Raw genomic sequence first — 19,616 nt, 5'->3', positions numbered from 1 at the left:
CCGAAGGCAGAAGCCGCCAAAGTGCGCTTCACCAGCACGATTGGACCCCGCCATGGCCGTACGAAGCGTCCCTGACGCCCGGACCAGCACGCCCCAGCAGCTCCAATCGGTCCGCGCCACATTACGTTCGCCGCGGCGGCTGAAGACCGAGGCCCTCGCCGGCCTGGTGGTGGCGCTGGCGCTGATTCCGGAGGCGATCGCGTTCTCGGTGATCGCCGGCGTCGACCCGCGGATCGGCCTGTTCGCCTCCTTCATCATGGCTGTCACCATCTCGTTCGTCGGCGGCCGGCCGGCCATGATCTCCGCCGCCACCGGTGCCGTGGCCCTCGTGATCGCACCGCTGATGCGCAGCCATGGCCTGGACCACCTCATCGCGGCCGTGATCCTGGCCGGCGTCTTCCAGATCCTGCTGGCCGTCCTGGGCGTGACCCGGCTGATGCGCTTCATCCCGCGTTCGGTGATGGTCGGCTTCGTGAACGCGCTGGCCATCCTGGTGTTCATGGCCCAGCTCCCCGAACTGATCGGCGTCCCGTGGATGGTCTATCCGCTCGTGGCGGTCGGCTTGGTCATCGTGGTGGGACTGCCCAGGATGACGACGGCGGTGCCCTCACCTTTGGTGGCCATCGTGGTGCTCACCCTGTTTGCCGTCATCGCCGGCGTGGACGTCCCCACCGTCCAGGACAAGGGCCAGCTGCCGGAGAGCCTGCCGTCCCTGTTCATCCCCAACGTCCCCCTGACGTGGGAGACGTTCCAGGTCATTGCCCCGTTCTCGCTCTCGATGGCGCTGGTGGGGCTGCTGGAATCGCTGATGACCGCCAAGCTGGTGGACGACATCACGGACACCCGCTCCAACAAGACCCGCGAGTCCTGGGGCCAGGGCGTGGCCAACATCGTCACGGGCTTCTTCGGCGGCATGGGCGGCTGCGCGGTAATCGGCCAGACCATGATCAACGTCAAGGGCTCCGGCGCACGGAGCCGCGTATCCACGTTCCTGGCCGGCGTCTTCCTGCTGGTCCTCGTGGTGACGCTCGGCGACGTGGTGGGCATGATCCCCATGGCCGCGCTCGTGGCCGTCATGATCTTCGTTTCGGCCATCACCTTCGACTGGCACTCCATCGCCCCGCGGACCCTGCGCCGGATGCCCAGGTCCGAGACCGCCGTTATGCTCATCACCGTCGCAGTGGTCTCAGCCACCCACAACCTGGCTATCGGAGTCGGCGCCGGGGTGCTGGCAGCCATGGCCCTGTTCGCCCGGCGGGTCGCGCATTTCGCCACGGTGGAGCGGACCGTCGTCGAACTTAACGGCGAAAACGTGGCCACATACACCGTGGACGGCGAGCTGTTCTTCGCCTCCTCTAACGACCTCTACACCCAGTTCGAATACGCCCTGGACGCCGGGGCGGACATCGCCCGGGTGGTGGTGGACCTGCACGCCTCGCACCTCTGGGACGCATCAACCATCGCGGTGCTGGATGCCGTCACGGAAAAGTACCGCCGGCACGGCCGCGAAGTGGAACTGATCGGACTGAACTCCGCCAGCATCCAGATGCGCGAACGGCTGGCGGGGAAGCTGAACTGACGCGGGCTCAGGCCCGTACCTGCAGGTAGTTCTCCACAAGGTGGTCGGCGATGGCCATGCAGGATGTGGCCGCCGGCGAAGGCGCGTTCCGCAGCAGCGTCACGGGGCCCACCTGTTCCACCGCAAAGTCGTCCAGCAGCGAACCGTCCCGGCCCCACGCCTGCGCCCGCACACCTGTTGCCGTCTTGGCCGTCAGGTCGGACATCTCGAGCTCAGGGATGAAGCGCCGGGCTTTGCGGAAGTAGATGGCCTTGACCAGCGAGCCGCTGATTTCGTCCACGCCCATGCGCCAGTGCTTCTTGGCCAACGCGCCAGCCCCGGGCCACCGCAGTGAGTCCCAGGTGTCCTTCGCCGAGACCGACAACCAGCCGTAGCCCTCGCGTGCCAGCGCGGGAACGGCGTTCGGCCCCACGTGGACGTCGTCGTAGACACCGCGGGTAAAGTGCACCCCGAGGAACGGGAATCGCGGGTCCGGGACCGGATAGATCATCCCGTTCACCAGGCTGTTCCGCTCCGGATTCAGTGACCAGTACTCGCCCCGGAACGGCAGGATTTTCGGTGACGGGTCGGCACCCAGCAGGCGCGCAACGACGTCGGACTGCAGACCGGCGCAGGCGATCAGCCGGTCAAAAACCTGCTCGGACACGGGGGTCCGGACACGCACCTTGCCGCCGTCCACTGCGATCCCCACCACCTCCTGCCCGAGCAGGATGGCACCGCCGGCCGCCCTCACGTCCTGCGCCATCGCTTCGGTGATCGCCGCAAAATCGACGACGGCGGTGTGCGGCGAGTGGACCGCCGCAACCCCCGCCGCGTGTGGCTCGATGTCCCGCAGCCGTGCAGCATCGTCGATGCGGGCCAGGTCCGGCACCCCGTTTGCCCTGGACTTCTTTTCGATTTCGGCCAGCGCCGGCAGTTCCGATTCATCCACGGCTACTACCAACTTGCCCACTTCCCGGTAAGGCAGGTTCTTGTCCTGGCAGTACTCCCGGAGGGCTTCCCGGCCCGATACGCACAGCCGGGCCTTCAGGGATCCCGCCGCGTAGTACAGGCCGGCGTGCACAACACCTGAGTTGTGGCCGGTCTGGTGCGCAGCCAGCCGGTGCTCCTTCTCGAAGACGGTGACCTCCCCGAGTCCGCGCTGCAGGAGGGCACGCGCCAGGGCGATGCCCACAATGCCCCCACCGATGATTCCAATGCGTTCGCCCACGTCAATGTGTCCTTATCCTCGCGGCCCTACCTGCAAGCGCCTCCCCGCCATGCTCCCAGAACGGCAACCCTGATTCCATCAAACCCGCCGAACGGCTGGTCCTGGGTTCGCCGGCGGACAGGGCTCAGCGGCGGCGGTCGCTGTGGACGGTGCGGTTCCGGCCCAGGGACTTGGCCGTATAGAGGGCCTCATCCGCGGCGGCGATGAGGTCTTCCACGTCGGAGGTCCCGGCGTCGTACAGTGCAACGCCGTAGCTGACGGTGGGCATCTCAAGTCCGTCGGCAGTGGGGACCTGGGCGAGGCGGCGGCTGATTTCCTCCGCCATGTGCTCGGCGCGAACGGCTGACCCGCCCGGAATCAGGAGGACGAACTCTTCCCCGCCGTACCTGCCCACGAGGTCCGTTGACCGGACGGTATCCTGGCAGGCCGCGGCGAAGGCCTGCAGGGCGACGTCGCCGGCAGCATGGCCATGGGTGTCGTTGACGGCCTTGAAATTGTCCAGGTCCGCGAGGATCAGGGCACCCGTTCCCTGCGTGACGGCGCGGTCCTTGAGCAGCCCGGCCGCGAGGTCCAGGAAGGCTTTGCGGTTGAGCAGCCCGGTAAGGTCATCGCGGGTGGCCACCATCCGCAGGGCGCGGGTCTGCTGCTCCGTGCTCAAACCGGCCATGCTGAAGGACACCACCACCAGCAGCACCATGGTGACCATGGTGGTCACTGCGGACCCGAAGTAGGTGACAAAAATGGGACCGTTCTGGCCATCCAGCAGGAAGAACACCAGCCTGGCGAAATAGAAAACGGTCATCACCGCGGCCGCGGCAGCCATCGGCACGCGGACACGCGAATAGCCCGGCTCCAGCCGCCAGAGCTCCTGCGATGCCAGCCCCAGCGTCAGGCACATAGCGGCGAGGAAAACTGCACCGCCCGCCCAGACGTTGGTGCCGGGATTGTCGACGGCGGTAGCCACCAGGGTGACCACCGGCACCCCTGTGAATACCCAGCGTTTCGGCGGCACCTCCCGAAGCGAGCGCGCACCTGCCCAGACGGCTACACCGCCATGGACCAGCAGGACGTTGCCTAGGATGTTGGCCCACCACTGGTGGGCGGTGCCGTTAAGCAGGAAGGCGGCGGAGCCGCCGAGGAAGAACACCAGCGCGAGGCACCACCAGCCGCTGTACGGGGAGCGCGTGGTCCGGTAGGACGAAAAGTAAAACAGCAGTCCCAGCACCAGGGCCATCACGCCGAAGGCGATCCTCAGCGTTGCTGTATCAAGGACCATTTCCGAAGTTCCCCCAGCGTCGTCGTGATGCAACCCTCAGTATCGCACCGCCGTCGGACATATTTGACGCCCCTTTGCGCTGGTGGAAAGGCACTTCGCCGCCAGATGCTGCGGCAGCGGTGAATGACCCGGAAAGCAAAGATGCTGGCGGCACCACGTGAGTGGGCCGCCAGCATCTTCGGGTGCCTAGTGGAGTGAGTCTGGCGCCTATTCCGCCAAGGCAGCCGCCACCTTTCGGGGCGTCCAGCGCAGGTGCGGGCTGCCGGCGTCTGCGTCAGGCTCCCGAAGGAGTGACAGGCGCGGGCGGACGGCGTCGGTTCGCGAGCCCGGGGGCTTGCGGCGTCCTGCCCGGAACTGCGGGACCCACTGGGCGCCAGGACCTGCGTAGTCCTGTTCGGCGGCGGCGTGCAGGGTCCACTGGGGGTCGTAGAGGTGCGTGCGGCCCAGTGCCACCAAGTCCGCGCGGCCCGCCAGGAGGATGGAGTTCACGTCGTCGTAGCTGGAGATCGCGCCCACCGCGATCACGGCCACGCCTGCGGGTGCGGCAACCTCCTGGCGGATGCGGTCAGCGAACGGCGTCTGGAAACTGCGCCCGTAGGCAGGCTTCTCAGCCTTGGCAACCTGGCCGGTCGAAATGTCCAGGCCCGCTGCGCCGTGGGCGACGAAGGCGCGGGCGATCTCGACCGAGTCGTCCGAGTCGTTGCCGCCTTCGATCCAGTCCGTCGCGGAGATACGCACGGTGACCGGTTTGGATTCGGGCCAGGCGGCACGGACGGCGTCGAACACCTCCAGCGGGAACCGCAGGCGGTTCGCCAGGCTGCCGCCGTACTCATCGCTCCGCCGGTTGGAGACGGGCGAAAGGAACGAGGAGAGCAGGTAACCGTGGGCGGCGTGCACCTCGAGAAGGTCGAACCCGGCCAGATCGGCGCGACGTGCGGCTGCGACAAATTCCGCCTTGATGGAGTCCATACCGGCCCGGTCCAGCTCCCGCGGGGTCTGGCTGCCAGGGCCATAGGCGATCGCCGACGGACCGACGGCGTCCCAGTTGCCGGCCTCGAGCGGTTCATCGATTCCTTCCCACATCACGCGGGTGGAAGCCTTTCGGCCGGCATGGCCAATCTGTGCGCCGATCTTTGCTGTGGAGGTAGCGTGGACAAAGTCCACGATTTCCTTCCAGCTGTCCTGCTGACCGTCCGTGTACAGGCCGGTGCAGCCCGGGGTAATGCGGCCGGCCTCGGAGACGCAGACCATTTCCGTCATCACCAGGCCTGCCCCGCCGAGGGCCTTGGAGCCGAGGTGAACCTTGTGGAAATCACCCGGGACACCGTCCACTGCCGAATACATGTCCATGGGCGAAACCACAACGCGGTTCTTCAGTTCCAGCCCACCAATCCGGTAAGGCTGGAACATTGCCGGAGCGTCGTCCGTCAAGCCTTGCGACTCCGCGAAGTCACGGTTGACGGCCGCCGCGAACTCGGGATCGCGCAGGTTTAGGTTTTCCTGGGTGATGCGGCGGCTTCGGGTCAGCAGGTTGAAAGCGAACTGGGTGGGATTCTGTGCCGTGTATTGGCCGATCCGCTCGAACCATTCCAATGACGCCTGGGCAGCACGCTGGGTGGAGGCCACCACAGGACGCCGCTCGGTCTCGTAGGCGGCGAGGGCGGCTTCGACATCCGGATGTTCGTGCAGGCATGCGGCCAGCGCCAAGGAGTCTTCCATTGCCAGCTTGGTGCCGGACCCGATGGAGAAATGAGCTGTGTGCGCGGCGTCGCCGAGCAGCACCACGTTCGAATGGCGCCAGCTCTGGTTCCGCACAGTGGTGAAGTTCAACCATTTCGAGTTGTTGGAGAGGACCTCGTATCCGTCGAGTTCATCAGCGAAGATCGATCGGATCTTGGTGATGGCCTTCTCGTCTGAGACTCCCGGCGGGAAGACGTTGTCAGCAGTTTCATCGAAGCCGGCGGCCCGCCAAACGTCCTCGTGCATTTCAACAATGAACGTGGACCCTTCATCGGAGTAGGGGTACCCGTGGATCTGCATGGTGCCCCACTGGGTTTCCTTCACGAAAAACTTGAAGGCTTCGAAGACCTGGTTGGTGCCGAGCCACATGAACTTGTTTGGCCTGGGATCCAGGCTCGGGCCGAACGAGTCCGCGTACTTGGCACGGATTTGGGAGTTGATGCCATCAGCGGCCAGCACCAGGTCGTAGTTGGCTTCGAGTTCCTCCACCGGCGGCGCAACGGTCTGGAAGCGCAGGTCCACCCCCAGCTCGGCGCAGCGTCGCTGCAGCAGTTCCAACAGCTCCTTCCGGCTCATGGCCGCGAAGCCCTGGCCCCCCACCGTTACTGTTTCCCCACCGAAGTGGATGTCGATATCGGACCAGCGGGCGAAGCGCCGGCTCATGTAGTCGGCCACAACGGGATCGGCGTTACCGATGCCGCCGAGCGTCTCATCGGAAAATACGACGCCGAAACCGAAGGTGTCGGACGCGGCGTTGCGTTCCCAGAGGGTGATGCTGTGGGACCGGTCAAGCTGCTTCATCAGTGCTGCGAAGTACAGACCACCGGGGCCGCCTCCAACGATTGCGATCTTCATGGTGTGCTCCTTTTCAGGCCTGGTTCAGGCCGGCGCTGGCAAGCCGTTCGGTATTGGCTATACGGTCCCGCAGTTTGAAGTGCTGCAGCTTTCCGCTTGGGTTGCGGGGCAGTTCATCGACGAAGCGGACGTCCCGCGGGTACTTATAGGGGGCTATGGTCTGCTTGACGAAGTCCTGGATGTCCTTGCGTTTGGCTGAAGTGCCTTCCACACCGTCGCGCAGGACCACAAATGCGCAGACGACGCTGCCGCGTTCGGGATCCGGGCGGCCGATGACGGCGTTTTCTGCCACATCAGGGTGCTGGTCGATGGCGGACTCCACTTCCGGCGCGCCGATGTTATAGCCGGAGGAGACAATCATGTTGTCCGAGCGGGCCTGGTACGTGAAGTAGCCGTCCTCATCCATGCTGAAGGTGTCTCCGGTGACATTCCAGCCGTTGCAGACATAGTTCGCCTGCCGGGGGTCGTCAAGGTAGCGGCAGCCGGTCGGCCCGACGACGGCCAGGCGGCCGACTTGGTTGGGTCCGAGTTCATTGCCCTCGTCGTCGAGGATGGTGGCCCGGTACCCCGGAACCGCCCGGCCTGTGGTCCCTGGTTTGATGTCGTCGCCGGCGGCCGAAATAAAGACGTGCAGCAATTCCGTGGCACCGATGCCGTTCACCAGCCGCAGGCCGGTTGCCTGGTGGACGGCTTCCCAGGTCTCTTTCGGCAGATGTTCGCCCGCGGAGACGGCTACTCTTAGCCCGCGGAGCAGGTCCCCTCGGCCTTCCTTGAGGATGGCGCGGTAGGCGGTGGGCGCGGTGAACAGGATGGTGGCGCCGGCGGCGGCAGCGGCCTGGGCGAGTTCCACCGGGCCGGCCCGTTCGGTCAGCAGCGACGACGCTCCGAACCGCAGCGGAAAGACCACCAGGCCGCCAAGCCCGAAAGTGAACGCCAGCGGAGGCGAGCCTGCAAAGACGTCATCGGCCGTTGGCTGCAGGATGTGGCGGGCAAACGTATCGGCATTCGCCAGAATGTCCCGGTGGAAATGCATGGTCACCTTGGGCACACCGGTGGTGCCCGACGTCGGGCCCAGCAGCGCGACGTCGTCGGCTGCTGTCTGGACGGTGGTGAACTCACCGCTCTTGGCGGCACAGCGGGCGATGAGGTCCGCGGCTTCAGCCGACCCGTAGGACAGGACAGCCAGGCCGTCTCCGGCGGCCGTTGCCATTTCGTCCACATAACGGTGGTCGGAAATGGCCACCGTTGGGAGCGTGAGGTCGATCAGCGTGCCGATCTCGCTGGCGCGCAGCATCGGCATGGTGGTCACAACCACGGCCCCGGCCTTGAGTACTCCAAGCCATGCCGCCACGAGCCAGGGGTTGTTCGGGCCACGCAACATGACACGGTTGCCCGGGACCACGCCGAAGTCCTCTGTGAGCACCTGAGCCACTTGGTTGGAGCGCTGTAACAGGTCGCCATAGCTCCACGGCGCGCCGTCGGGAGTGAGCAAAGCCGGCCGAGTGGCTCCGTGGGCTGCCACCGCGTCGTCAATGAGTGCGGCGGCTGCGTTGAGCTGCTCCGGGTAGTGGAGCTCCGGGAGCGTGTATTCGAGCGCTGGCCACGTGTCGGCCGGCGGGAGATGATCACGGGTAAACGTGTCCACGTGCGCTGATGTTGTCATGGGCGTGGCCGTTCCTTTCAGTGGTATTTGGGGGTATTCAGGTTCAGGACGCGACGCGGATCATGCCCTCTTGCGCCACGGTGGCCAGGAGCCGGCCCTGCCGGTCGAAGAAGCGGCCCGTGGCCAACCCCCGGTTGCTCTGGCCGGAGACGGCGTCCTGAGCGTAGAGCACCCACTCATCGGCACGGCCGTCGCGGTGGAACCACATGGAGTGGTCAAGGCTGGCTGTTGCCAGGCCAGGGCTCGACCAGTGGAGGCCGTGAACCCTCAGGAGCGGTTCGAGGATGGTGTAGTCGCATACATAGGCCAGGGCGGTACGGTGCAGATCGGCTGTTGCACGTGGGTCCGGTCCGTCAGGCAGGCTGTCGAAGGCCTTGATCCAGATAGCCTGCTGCGGCACTGGAGCACCCTCCAGTGCGATGTATACCGGTCCGGGAATATGCCGCATATCAAAGCTGCGTCCGGCGGCCCAGTACTCTGCAGCCGGACCAGCTGTCCTCTCCAGGACCTGCGCCGCGCTGCGCAATGACTGAGGGTCGACGGCGGCCGGTGCCTGGGGCTGGAAGTCCGGTCCGTCCTCGGGAACCTGGAAGGATCCCATGGCCGCGTAGACGGCCTTGCCGTTTTGGAAGCCGCGGACGGTGCGGGTTGAGTATCCCCGGCCGTCCCGCAGGCGCTCCACTTCGTAGCGGACAGTTGAGCCGACGTCGACAGGCCGCATGAAATAGCTGTGCATTGAGTGCAGTTGCCGGTCAGCGTCCACGGAGCGCATCATCGCCGCAGCAGCCTGGGCCACCATGTCCCCGCCATAAGCCTTGGGCCACGGTACATATTGGGTGTCGGCCTCATATGCTTCATCGAAGACGTCGGCGGGAACAGCTGTCAGGTCGATTGCACGGAGGAAGGTCTCCGATGTCATGGCTGGGGTGACCGTTTTTGTGGGTGTCATGTGCGCTACGCCCGTCGGTAATCGGCGAGGGTTTCGTCCGCCACGTCGGGAAGGTTGACCACGAGGTTTTCCGGGGTGCGGGCGGTGAGCCACACCAGCTCCTCGGTGACTGACATGTTGGCCTCGACGTGCGGCATAAACGGCGGAACGAAGACCCAGTCGCCGGCCTTCATGTCCAGGAACTCTGAGTAGTTTTCGCCGTAGTAAATCCGCCCCTGGCCCCGCAGGACATAGCCGCCGGTTTCCGCTTCCCCGTGGTGGTGTGGCAGGGACCGGTAGCCCGGGACGTTCGATACCTGCCCGAACCAGATTTTCGTGGCCGGGGTGTGCTGGATGCTGACGCCCGAGACCCTGATGCAGTCGCCTGACTGAGCGGTATTTGTATCTTCTTCGCCGGCGCGGGTGACCACGGGGACTACCTTGCCGTCAGGGCCGGCGTAAAGGGAATTCTCGCCCTCGGTGCGGTATTCGGTGATGGTGTCAGTCATGAGCGATGCTCCTCTGTGCTTGCTGGTGCGGTGGGCGGGACTGGATCGAAGACGTTCTGGAGCCGATCAGCGCCGTCCGTTCCGGGCGGAGCTGGTATGTCGACTTTTTTACGATCGTCACATATGCTCAACGTAGCACGGCGGAAATGATCTGCACAGAGGTTTGCCGAAGTTTCCGTAACCCACCACAAGGAGGAACAGCATGAGCCACATCACCGTCAATCCAGCGTCGCTCCCCAAACCATCCGGATTTGCCCATGGCATGCTCGCCGGCAATACCGTGTTCCTGGGCGGGCAGACGGCCCTGGACAAAAACATGAACATCGTTCCCGGGGGCATCGTGGAACAGTTTGCCCAGGCGTTTTCCAACGTGCTGGCCACGCTGCGGGAAGCCGGCGGGCAGCCAGAAGACCTCGTCAGCGTGACGATCTACCTCACGGACGTCGACGATTACATGGCGAACGGCCGCGAGATCGGCCGCCTGTGGCGGGAAATGGCAGGGTCGGAGTATCCGGCCCTGGCGGGCATCGGCGTCACCCGGTTGTGGCAAAAGGAGGCCCTGATCGAAATCCAGGGCATCGCGGTCATCCCGGAACGCTGAGGGGACAAAAAAGGCGGACGACGCCGGCCATGCGTTCCAGCGGAACGCAAGTGGCCGTCGTCGTCCGTTTTTTCGTCTTGCCTGACGCCCGCTCTAGGCGTTCTGCATCAGGGAGTTCTGCGTCGGTGAATTCTGCATCAGTTCGTGGGCATGGGCTGCCGCCAGCGGCGCCGTCATATGATGCACCGACTCGAAGATCTTGCGCACCGCCGGCCCCTTCCAGTCCTCGGGGAGATACTCCAGCGGGAGGTTCGGATCGCGGTAGGGAAAGCGGCGCCACAGGGTAAGCATGGGAACGTAGTAGCGGAACGCATCGCGACGCAATTCACTGCTGGAGTTGGCCAGGGCGACGTCAGGATCATCCCCCACGAGCCCCGCCCAGAGTTCTACCGCCCCGTGGTAGAGGTCCAGGAATTCCCCGAACTGGGCGTCGATGGACTTCAGATCCCACCACTCCGCGATCTTCGGCCGCATGGGCCCCTCGAAAAGATAATCGCCACCGAAAAAATCCACGAACTGGATAAGTCCGCGGGACGTCAAGCGTTCACGTGTCTGGTCGAGGATCTGGGCCGGGGCAATCCACACCCCCGAGGCAACTAATCCGAACCCCATGCTGGAAAGCTCTGAACGCAGCTGGTGACGCCGGTTCCGCATGGATTCCGGGACAGAGAAGACTGCAAGGATCCAGGCCTCGAATGGCTTGGCCCGCTCGGGGGCAAAGATTCTTCGATCGCCTTCCCGAAAGACGTCCAGGACTGCGTCGGAAAGTTTGTACTTGGCAACGCCGTCTTCGGTGACGCTCTTGAGGACGCCTTTTGCCTTCAGCCGGGAGACCGACGAGCGGACCCCCGGGGCGTCGTAGCCAAACGCACCAAGCATGGAAATCAGCACAGAAACCGGCAACGCATCACCCGCGGCGCGGGCGTACAGCCCGTAAATGGTGACGATAAGTTGCTGGTGACGCACCGGCGGTGCGGGGACGGCCAACATGGGTAACGCCTCGTTTCTGGCCACCAGATGAAGGTGGCCTCATTTTCATCATAGGGGCGGGAACCGGCGGACGGACCTGGTGATAAGCCCGCGGGTTCCCGCCCTTCGGAGTCTCCCTTTAGTCTGAGTCAGCGGACGCCCTGTTCCAGCAACCATTCAGTGGCCGCCGTCCAATGCGGCACCGACGGGTCTATGGCCGCCACATGTTCCAGGCCCGGCACTTCCAGGTAGTCGATCTTGCCGCCGGCGGCGCGGACCGCCATCACAAAGTCCCGGGTATGTGCCACAGGAACGCGGACATCGATATCCCCGTGGATGGCCAGGACAGGGGTGGCCAGGGGCAGGTTCCTCAGCGGCGACGCTGCCGCGTATCCCGCCGGAAGGTCCGCGGCGCGCGCCCCCATGAAGCCCACCGCGGCATCCTCGCCCAGCCTTTCGTCGTCCACTCTCGCAACGTCGGTAACCGGGGCGAGCGCAACTACGGCGTCCACTGCGGCGGCATTAAGGAGTGCCAGTTGACCGCCGACCGAGTGCCCCACGGAAATGAACGGAATAAGGCCGCGCCACCGTTTCCAGTGTTCCCTGACGTGGGTCAGCGCATCGGAGATATCCGTACCCGTAACGGGCCAGCCGCCGCCGCCGCCCACCCTGCGGTACTCGACGTTCGCGACGGCCATGCCGCGGCTGAGGGCGTCCGCCGCGAGCGGCTCCATGATGGACAGATCAATGCGGTCCCGCCAGTACCCGCCGTGAATCAGGACAACGACGGCGGCAGGCCGCCCGGCCCCGGGAGGCTCATAAAAGTCCACAAACTGGGGTACGGCGTCCCCGTACGCCGTCCGCTGCACCGCTGCCAGGGGCGGCTTTAGAGATGTCACTGCCATAGTGGCCTCCTTACGTGTCCGGCGCCGCTGCTGATCAGGCGCCGGGAACCGAACCCTGCGGCAGGAAATCCACGCCGTGCAGTGCCGACCGACGAACTACCTCGTCCGGGTCCGAAAGGTTATGCAGCTGGTCGAAGAGCTGGGCGAGCTGGCCTGACGGGCTGACCCAGAAGAGGGCCTTAGCGGCGGAGTCGGCCTTATTGAAGTAAGCGTGCGGCAGACCCATCGGCATGCGGACCGTGTCCCCCGGCCCGGCGGTCATCCATTCCCCGTCGAGGTAGAGCGTGTAGACGCCGTCCAGGACGTGGATGTGCTCGTCCTGCGTGGGGTGGACATGGGGAGGGACGCCGGTGCCTGTCGGGTCGAGGGAGAGCCAGGCAAAGCTGCTGGCGCTCTCAACCTTGGACAGGTATGTATGGCCGAGGACATTCCAGGTCTTGTTTCCCATGGCCTCGCTGGCGAGCGTAATGCCCTTCTCCAGACGGCCGAGAACAATTTCCTGATCGAGCTGGGATTCCATGGTGTCTCCTTTGTGGCGAGCGTTTGCTAACAGCGCCTAGCCTGCCAGATCGGAAAGAAAATGTATAGCAGATATTGCGATCGTCAATTTAACTGCATACTCTGTGAACTGCGCCACAACCTGAAGTGAGCATCCGAGCCACCCACCGCCGGCGCTCCAGAGCTATCCAGAACGAGCCACCCAGGCGCCTCAACGCAAGCATCTCCGCAACTACAGATAGGTAGTTTGATGAACCACAGACCGCAGAAGGGCCTTTCGGTCCATACTTTGGGCACAGGCGGCGGACCGATCGTGTCCAGCAGCCGGGCGGGCACCAGCACCGCCATCCGTGTCGACGGCGCCACGTATGTTATCGATGCCGGCATGGGGAGTATCAGGAACTTCCGCAAGCACGCATCCTGGGGTGAACTCCGGGGCATCTTCCTGACCCATCATCATTCGGACCACATCTACGACCTCGGCTCCTACCTGCTGACCGGGTGGCAGGTGCCGGGCGAATCGTTCTCCCGTCCCATCCACGTCTACGGCCCCGGGCAGCCGCCACGAACGCCCGCCCTCGACGCCGAACATGCACGGGTGGTTGACGCGCGGACCGCCGGCAGGTCCATGGCCGGCACCGAGCACATTGTGGATTCCCTGCTGGACAGTGTGTTCGCATCCGACGTTGTGATCCGGATGGCAGATGAAGGCCGGTCGGATCCGAAGGAATGGGTCATAGGCCACGACATCGAGATTCCCGCCGAAGCCCAGGCCGACCCCGTCCTGGCCCGGCATCCGGTCATGGAGCCGTTTGAAATTTACCGGGACGAGCTGGTCCGCGTGACGGCCATCCTGGTTGACCATCGCCTCTGTTTCCCGGCCTTCGGTTTCCGTTTTGATACGGCCTACGGCTCGGTAGTGGTGTCCGGTGACACCGCATACTCCGAGAACTGCATCCGGCTGGCCCGCGGCGCAGACATCCTTCTCCATGAGGTCATTGATCTGGAGGCCATCCTGGACACTTTTCCGGACAGTGCAACCCGCGAGGGAATCGCCGTGCACTTGCGGGAATCCCACACACCTTTCGATGAAGTCGGCAAGGTGGCTCACGCCGCCGGTGTGGGCCGGCTCATCCTGCACCACATCGTCCCGAACGTCCCGGGGGCTGCCGACACCGCCAAAATGGAAGCTTTTGCCAGGAAGGACTTTGCCGGGCCCGTCACAGTCGCCGAAGACAACGACGTCTTCACCGTCCCTCCTGCCACGGACAGCGACGCCGACATTGCGGACCTGAACATTGAACGTGCAGGCCTGACGGCGGAGGTTGTGGCATGACCGCCGAACGCATCCTGCCTCCCCATACCTTGCGGGCAGCGGTCAGCAACGGCCGCATGAACCGGAGGGCTTGGCTGGTCACGGGACTCCTTGTGCTCTTCCAGATCATCAACTTTGCCGACAAAGCCGTGCTGGGGCTTGTGGCCGACTCGGCGATGCGGGATTTGCAGCTCAGTGCCAGCGAGTTCGGATTCATCGGCAGCGCATTCTTCTTCCTCTTCGCCATCACCGCCGTTGTGGTCGGCTTCCTGGCCGCGAAAGTGCCCACCCGCTGGATCCTCCTTGCCATGGGCATCTCCTGGGCGGTACTTCAGTTCCCGATGCTGTTCGGCGGCGGCGCAGCAGTCCTGCTGATCACCCGCATCCTGCTGGGCGCCGCAGAAGGGCCGGCTACCCCGATCGCCCTCCAGCACGTCCACGGCTGGTTCGCGGCAAAGGAACGCGGTCTGCCCAGCTCGATGGTAGCCGTCGGTTCAACCCTCGGCCCTATCATCGCCGCGCCGGCACTCGCCGCCGTCATCGCCCATCCAGATCTCGGATGGCGCTGGGCGTTCGGATTACTGGGCCTTGTGGGCCTTCTCTGGTCGGTGCTGTGGTTCCTCATGGGCCGCGAAGGACCGCATAGCCACACGGCCAAGAAAGCAGCCGGAGTGCCGGCCGCGACGAACTCGCCAGCGCCGGTTACGACGGCACCGGATGCAAATGGCAGTCACCCCGCGGTTGAGGCTGCCAGCATTACCGAGCGGGCCGACCTCCTCAAGCTTGTCCCGATCCGCGCCGTCCTCGGCTCGAAGATGTTCATCGTGGCCGTCCTGGCCGGTGCCGGCTGCTTTTGGGCGCAGGGATTCCTGACCACATGGTCGCCAAAGTATCTGGCTGCCGTAGTGTCCCTTCCGCCGGCAACCATTGGCTTGGTCTCGACCTTTCCCTGGATCATCGGTGCGTTGGCACTGCTTGTCCTGGGCTACTCCTCGCGATTCCTGATGCGCCGTGGCGTGACGGTCCGCTGGGCCCTGGGTGCGCTGTTCGGGGCAACCCTGCTGATTTCCGGTATCTGCTTCCTGGTGCTGCCGCATGTTACGGGCGGCGTGGCGGTGGCCATTATGACCGCGGGCGCCGGACTGGCAATGATTTTTCCGCTGGCACCCACGGCAGTGGCCTTTTGCATCAGCTCTAAGCAACGGGCTGCCGTTATGGCAACGCTTACGGGCTTGGCATCCATCGGTGGTGTGGTGGCTCCGGCAATGGTGGGCATGCTGATGGAGAAGGCCGGCTATATGCCAGCCCCCAAAGGCGTAGCCGAGACTGCGGAAATGGCTGCCAGCCTGGCGGCCGGCATGAACAGTGCATTCGGCCTGATCGGTGTCTACCTGGTGGTAGTCGGCATCATCTGCGTTATGTTCCTCAACCCGGACCGCACGGCCAGTTCGCTCCAGAAGAAGTTCGCCTTCAGCGATTGAATTGTTGGCGCCTTCGCTGCCGCGAGGGTGTTAACGACGGCGGCGGGCCGGGACAGCTTGTTCCGGCCCGCCGTTTTCCGCGTGTCCCCTGGTTCGTGCCCGGCGCAACACCGGGCTGCCCCGCGGCCGCCTAATTCAGCTGAAGCTCCGGGCTGGCGGCCACCCGGATGTGCTCCGGCCATGGCTGGGCGGCATCTGCGGTGGCAGGCAAATGCACCGTTGTCACGGTCCCCTGCGCTGCGATGCCGCCCGGATGCCCTTCGTGCGGATGGCCGTACACCTCAAAATTTAGGGTCATGGAGGTGCGGCCAACTTTGCCGATCTCCACTGTGGCCGTCACCTGCTGCCCGAACCACAGCCTGTCCCGATAGTTGATGACCTGCTGAACGCGTGGCGCCACCGAAAAATAGTCCGGCAGACCGAGGCCGCGAAACAACTGGGCCTCTGCCGACTCGACCCATCGGATGATGGCGGAGTTGTGCTGGTGTCCCGAGGCATCGGTGTCCACCCACTCCACGGTGCGCTCAACGCTGGAACGTTTGTTGCCCTGCAGATTAACTTCCACGACGCCTCCATTCGTGACGGGGCAGGCAGCCGCGTCTTGCACAAAACGGTATACCGACTCATGACGATCGGCAGAATTTCGCGATACCTACCGAATGATCACGTCCGTGACCAGCGCCACCAGTCGATACTATTTACAGAAATAGTTTTCTAGAATATTGTTGAATATTGAAGTGTTGCGGAGAATCCTTCCGCTCAGTGATCCATCAGAGGAGTAGTTCATGACTAAGATCGCCATCGTCACCGGCAGCACCCGTCCCGGCCGCAACAACGCCGGCGTGGCCGAGTGGGTTCTCGCGCAGGCACAGCAGCGCACGGACGCGGAGTTCGAGCTGGTCGACATCGCGGACTACAACCTGCCCCTGCTGGACGAGGCTTACCCGGCCGCGTACCAGAACTACCAGAACGCCCACACCATCGCCTGGGCAGCCAAGATCGCCGAGTTCGACGGCTACGTCTTCGTCACCCCCGAGTACAACCACTCCGTGGCCCCGGCCCTGGCCAATGCCCTGTCCTACCTGAATGCCGAGTTCGCAAACAAGGCAGCCGGCATCGTCTCCTACGGCTCCGCGTTCGGCGTCCGCGCCGTTGAGCACCTGCGCGGTATCCTGTCCGAACTGCAGATCGCCCACGTCCAGAAGACCGGCATGTTCTCCCTGTTCACCGACTTCGAGAACTTCTCCGTCTTCAAGCCCACCGAACTGCAGGCCGAGTCGCTCGCGCCGGTCCTCGACCAGCTCATCCCGTGGACCAAGGCCCTCGAAGCCGTCCGGGCCGAGGCATCTGTCAGCGCGTAACCCAGCACACCCGAGCGCCGGTGCTTCCGGCGGGCCAAAACGCCCGCCGGAAGCACCGGTTTTCGTTGTTAAACGGGAGGCCCTATCGGCCGTCCCGACACTCGAAAGACTTACGAGAAGGACATTTACGTGGAGCGTATTATGGGCGTGGAAAGGGATTCCATGCCGGCCACGCAGAAGCACACCCCGACCACCGGGGACCTTGATGTGATCTCGCAGTGGGGGCTGGTCATCGAGGGCTTCCAAAACACCAACAAAAAGGTCCATGCGGAAGTCTCTTCTGCATTCTCCCTGGAACCGGCCGAGGCCGAGACACTGCTGCGGCTGGTCCGGACACCCGGGGCACGGATGCCGATGGCGAAACTGGCCCGGGAAGTCGCGTTCAGCAACGGCGGGTTCACGAAGATCGCCGACAGGCTGGCAACACGGTCCCTGGTCCAGCGCAGCCCCTGCGCCGAAGACCGCCGGGTGGTCTACCTCGAGCTCAGCCCCAAGGGCACGGAAACCGCCAACGAACTGGCCTGCTTCGTTGCCGGACTGGTGCATTCCAACTTCGTTGACATCCTGGGCAAGGAACGGGCGCAGCTGGTCGCGGAAGCCATGGCCGAACTGCGGGACGCCAACGACGCCTGATCCTGCCCGGCGGGCCGGCGCACCTCGTCAGGCCGGCGCACCTCTTCAGCCCGCTACTGCCCCGGCGCGCGGATGATCCGGCGCTGCGTAGCCAGGGCGATGGCCGACGTGCGGTTGTCGACGCCGAGCTTGCCGAAGATGTGCACCAGATGGGTCTTGACGGTGGCCTCGGAAATGAAGAGCCGCCGTGCGATGGCCCTGTTTGTCAGGCCCGTGGCCAGCAGTTCCAGCAGCTGAACCTCGCGCGGCGTCAGTGCGGTCTCCGGGCTGCTGATCCGCGACATCAGCAGCGCCGCGACCTTCGGCGCCAAAGCTGTCTGGCCGGCCGCCGCGGAAAGCACGGCCTGGCGGATCTGCTCCGGCGGGGCGTCCTTGAGCATGTAGCCGCTGGCGCCTGCCTCCACCGCGGCCAGGATGTCCGCCTCGGTGTCGTACGTGGTGAGGATCAGGACCGGCGGCGCGGAATCCAGTTTCCCGATTGCCGCCGTGGCGGCGACCCCGTCCATTCCGGCGCCCATTTGCAGGTCCATCAGCACCACATCCACGCGCTCCCCCAGGGCCCGGAGCCGGGTGAGTTCACGCAGTGCGGCGTCCCCGTCGGCGGCTTCGGCGGCCACGCTGAAGTCCTCGAATCCGGTGAGCATGGCCCGCAGGCCGGCACGGACCACGGGATGGTCGTCCACGAGCAGAATATGCAAGGTTCCCATCAGCGCTGCTCACCCGCGGAACCGGGCAGCTCGCCAGGCAGCGTATTCCCGGCGAGCGCCTGCTCGGCGGGTGATCCTCCGGCGAGCGCTTCACCTGTGAGCGGCAGCCGGACCGCGACGACGGTCCCCTCCCCCGGTGCCGATTCGACCTCCAGTGAACCGTTCAGGTCCGCCACCCGGGCGGCCAGCGAGCGCAGGCCGAAACCGCTCCCGTCCGCGCGGCCAGCCACGCCTGGACCCGACGCCTCGGGCGTGAAGCCCGCGCCGTCGTCGTACACGTCCAGGGTGACTTCGTCGCCGAGGAACGCCAGGGTGACGACGGCGGTGCGCGCCTTCGCGTGCAGCCTCACGTTGGCGAGGCTGGCCTGGCCGGCGCGGAGCAGCGTGACGCTGTACTGCGGCGGCAGTTCCGCGGGGTCGCCCACCAGCTCGAACCGGCAGCGGAATGCGTCGCCGCGGGCGGCGGCCAGGGTTTCGGTCTCGGCGCAGAGCCTTTTGAGGCTTTCCGGCAGAGAGGACTCCTGGAGCCGCGGCGCCGTGAGGCCGCGGACAAAGCTGCGGGCCTCGTCGAGGTTTTCCGAGGCCGTCTGCTGGACCAGCGCGAACCGTTCGGCGGCGGTGGCCAGATCGCCACTGGCCAGGGACTTTTCCGCGGCGCGTGCCACCAGGACGATGCTGGAGAGTCCCTGCGCGAGGGTGTCGTGGATTTCGCGGGCGAGGCGCTCACGCTCGGCGGCGACCCCGGCCTCGTGCTGTGTTCTGGCCAGCTCGGCGCGCGTTCGCCGGAGCTCGTCCGCGGCCAGCCGCTGCGCCTCCCCCTCGAGGTACAGCGCGCGGTAGGCGAGCCCGGTAACGACGGCGAAACCGGCACCCAGGACCGGGCCCAGCACCATCGGCAGAGTGGGCGACGGCAGCCCGCTGGCCATCCACTGCGACGCCACCACCGCCGCCGTCATAACGGCGATCGTGAAGAGCGCGACGCGGCGGGGCAGCACATGCAGGTGCAGGAAGAACAGCGGGAAGGCGACCCAGGAGAACTCCGCGCTGCCGGCGAGGAGGACGCCCCACAGCGCGGTGACCAGGCCCAGCCACAGCAGCGCGTAGGGGTGCGGATTGAACGCCGAGCGGCCGGAGGCATACCGCTTTTCCAGCAGGGTGCCGGCCAGGTAGGTCCCGGCCAGGGCGACGGCGAGTGCGGACCAAAGGTAGCGCCGCGCTCCCGCGGGAGTGCCGACGTCGGCCGGTCCGTCCGCGAGGTGCAGCCGCAGGATGGCGACGAGCAGCAGCACGGCAAACCCGACATGCAGCGTCACCCGCAGGAACCGCAGGACGGCAGCCCCCGACGGGGTGGTCTGTGGGTCCGCGGCAGGCATTCCCTCAGCTTAG

Annotated in this window: 18 protein-coding genes; 6 read left to right on the top strand and 12 right to left on the bottom strand. The window is 65.2% G+C overall.

Annotated elements, in window-relative coordinates; genetic code table 11:
* Positions 1-52 precede the first annotated feature (52 nt).
* Positions 53-1,579, top strand: a complete 1,527-nt coding sequence (locus tag IAQ70_RS19505; RefSeq protein ID WP_190991336.1) for a SulP family inorganic anion transporter — start codon at positions 53-55, stop codon at positions 1,577-1,579.
* Positions 1,580-1,586: 7 nt separating this feature from the next.
* On the opposite strand, the gene lhgO is transcribed toward IAQ70_RS19505, so the two are convergent.
* The 6 genes from lhgO to IAQ70_RS19475 form a co-directional block, all read right to left on the bottom strand.
* A complete protein-coding gene (gene lhgO, locus IAQ70_RS19500) occupies positions 1,587-2,789 on the bottom strand; it encodes an L-2-hydroxyglutarate oxidase (RefSeq protein WP_190991334.1) in 1,203 nt (400 codons plus the stop codon).
* 124 nt (positions 2,790-2,913) lie between these two features.
* Entirely contained in the window at positions 2,914-4,065 is a 1,152-nt protein-coding gene (locus IAQ70_RS19495; RefSeq protein WP_190991332.1) for a GGDEF domain-containing protein, read from the bottom strand.
* 207 nt (positions 4,066-4,272) lie between these two features.
* Complete coding sequence (locus IAQ70_RS19490; RefSeq protein ID WP_190991330.1) at positions 4,273-6,660, bottom strand: bifunctional salicylyl-CoA 5-hydroxylase/oxidoreductase; 2,388 nt, start codon at positions 6,658-6,660, stop codon at positions 4,273-4,275.
* A gap of 13 nt (positions 6,661-6,673) precedes the next feature.
* Positions 6,674-8,323 (bottom strand): AMP-binding protein, encoded by a 1,650-nt coding sequence (locus IAQ70_RS19485; protein ID WP_190991328.1) that lies wholly within the window; start codon positions 8,321-8,323, stop codon positions 6,674-6,676.
* A gap of 43 nt (positions 8,324-8,366) precedes the next feature.
* A complete protein-coding gene (locus IAQ70_RS19480; RefSeq protein ID WP_223860399.1) occupies positions 8,367-9,272 on the bottom strand; it encodes an acyl-CoA thioesterase in 906 nt (301 codons plus the stop codon).
* A 5-nt stretch (positions 9,273-9,277) separates the two neighbouring features.
* Positions 9,278-9,760: a cupin domain-containing protein gene (locus IAQ70_RS19475; protein WP_190991326.1), complete on the bottom strand. Its 483-nt coding sequence runs from the start codon at positions 9,758-9,760 to the stop codon at positions 9,278-9,280.
* Between the two features lie 202 nt (positions 9,761-9,962).
* Between IAQ70_RS19475 and IAQ70_RS19470 the strand changes: the two genes are divergently transcribed.
* The gene (locus tag IAQ70_RS19470) at positions 9,963-10,361 is read left to right on the top strand and encodes a RidA family protein (RefSeq protein WP_190991324.1); all 399 of its coding nucleotides are present in this window, start codon (positions 9,963-9,965) and stop codon (positions 10,359-10,361) included.
* 93 nt (positions 10,362-10,454) lie between these two features.
* Here IAQ70_RS19470 and IAQ70_RS19465 read toward each other — a convergent pair whose 3' ends face one another.
* The 3 genes from IAQ70_RS19465 to IAQ70_RS19455 all read right to left on the bottom strand — a co-directional run bounded on the left by IAQ70_RS19465 (position 10,455) and on the right by IAQ70_RS19455 (position 12,755).
* On the bottom strand, positions 10,455-11,351 hold the full coding sequence (locus IAQ70_RS19465) for a PaaX family transcriptional regulator (protein ID WP_190991322.1): 897 nt from the start codon (positions 11,349-11,351) through the stop codon (positions 10,455-10,457).
* A gap of 128 nt (positions 11,352-11,479) precedes the next feature.
* Positions 11,480-12,235 carry an alpha/beta hydrolase gene (locus IAQ70_RS19460; protein ID WP_190991320.1) on the bottom strand — a complete coding sequence of 252 codons (756 nt, stop codon included), beginning with the start codon at positions 12,233-12,235 and terminating at the stop codon, positions 11,480-11,482.
* A 34-nt stretch (positions 12,236-12,269) separates the two neighbouring features.
* The gene (locus tag IAQ70_RS19455) at positions 12,270-12,755 is read right to left on the bottom strand and encodes a cupin domain-containing protein (protein WP_190991318.1); all 486 of its coding nucleotides are present in this window, start codon (positions 12,753-12,755) and stop codon (positions 12,270-12,272) included.
* A 228-nt stretch (positions 12,756-12,983) separates the two neighbouring features.
* Between IAQ70_RS19455 and IAQ70_RS19450 the strand changes: the two genes are divergently transcribed.
* Both IAQ70_RS19450 and IAQ70_RS19445 read left to right on the top strand, forming a co-directional pair.
* Positions 12,984-14,069, top strand: a complete 1,086-nt coding sequence (locus IAQ70_RS19450) for an MBL fold metallo-hydrolase (RefSeq protein ID WP_190991316.1) — start codon at positions 12,984-12,986, stop codon at positions 14,067-14,069.
* Positions 14,066-15,529: an MFS transporter gene (locus IAQ70_RS19445; RefSeq protein ID WP_190991314.1), complete on the top strand. Its 1,464-nt coding sequence runs from the start codon at positions 14,066-14,068 to the stop codon at positions 15,527-15,529. Before IAQ70_RS19450 ends, IAQ70_RS19445 begins: the two co-directional genes overlap by 4 nt.
* A 130-nt stretch (positions 15,530-15,659) precedes the next feature.
* Here IAQ70_RS19445 and IAQ70_RS19440 read toward each other — a convergent pair whose 3' ends face one another.
* Positions 15,660-16,094, bottom strand: a complete 435-nt coding sequence (locus IAQ70_RS19440; protein WP_317983715.1) for an acyl-CoA thioesterase — start codon at positions 16,092-16,094, stop codon at positions 15,660-15,662.
* A 220-nt stretch (positions 16,095-16,314) separates the two neighbouring features.
* Between IAQ70_RS19440 and IAQ70_RS19435 the strand changes: the two genes are divergently transcribed.
* Complete coding sequence (locus IAQ70_RS19435) at positions 16,315-16,890, top strand: NADPH-dependent FMN reductase (RefSeq protein ID WP_190991312.1); 576 nt, start codon at positions 16,315-16,317, stop codon at positions 16,888-16,890.
* Positions 16,891-17,019: 129 nt separating this feature from the next.
* Complete coding sequence (locus tag IAQ70_RS19430) at positions 17,020-17,523, top strand: MarR family winged helix-turn-helix transcriptional regulator (protein ID WP_317983714.1); 504 nt, start codon at positions 17,020-17,022, stop codon at positions 17,521-17,523.
* Positions 17,524-17,576: 53 nt separating this feature from the next.
* Here the strand turns inward: IAQ70_RS19430 and IAQ70_RS19425 are convergent, their stop codons facing one another.
* Positions 17,577-18,230 (bottom strand): response regulator, encoded by a 654-nt coding sequence (locus IAQ70_RS19425; RefSeq protein WP_190991310.1) that lies wholly within the window; start codon positions 18,228-18,230, stop codon positions 17,577-17,579.
* Entirely contained in the window at positions 18,230-19,603 is a 1,374-nt protein-coding gene (locus IAQ70_RS19420; RefSeq protein WP_190991308.1) for a sensor histidine kinase, read from the bottom strand. The genes IAQ70_RS19425 and IAQ70_RS19420 overlap by 1 nt, the downstream gene beginning before the upstream one ends.
* Positions 19,604-19,616: the final 13 nt, after the last annotated feature.

The sequence above is a fragment of the Pseudarthrobacter sulfonivorans genome, assembly GCF_014712225.1.
Classification (GTDB): Bacteria; Actinomycetota; Actinomycetes; order Actinomycetales; family Micrococcaceae; genus Arthrobacter; species Arthrobacter sulfonivorans.
The sequence above is the reverse complement of the archived record's forward strand: the minus strand, read 5'-3'. Positions and strand labels throughout refer to the sequence as shown.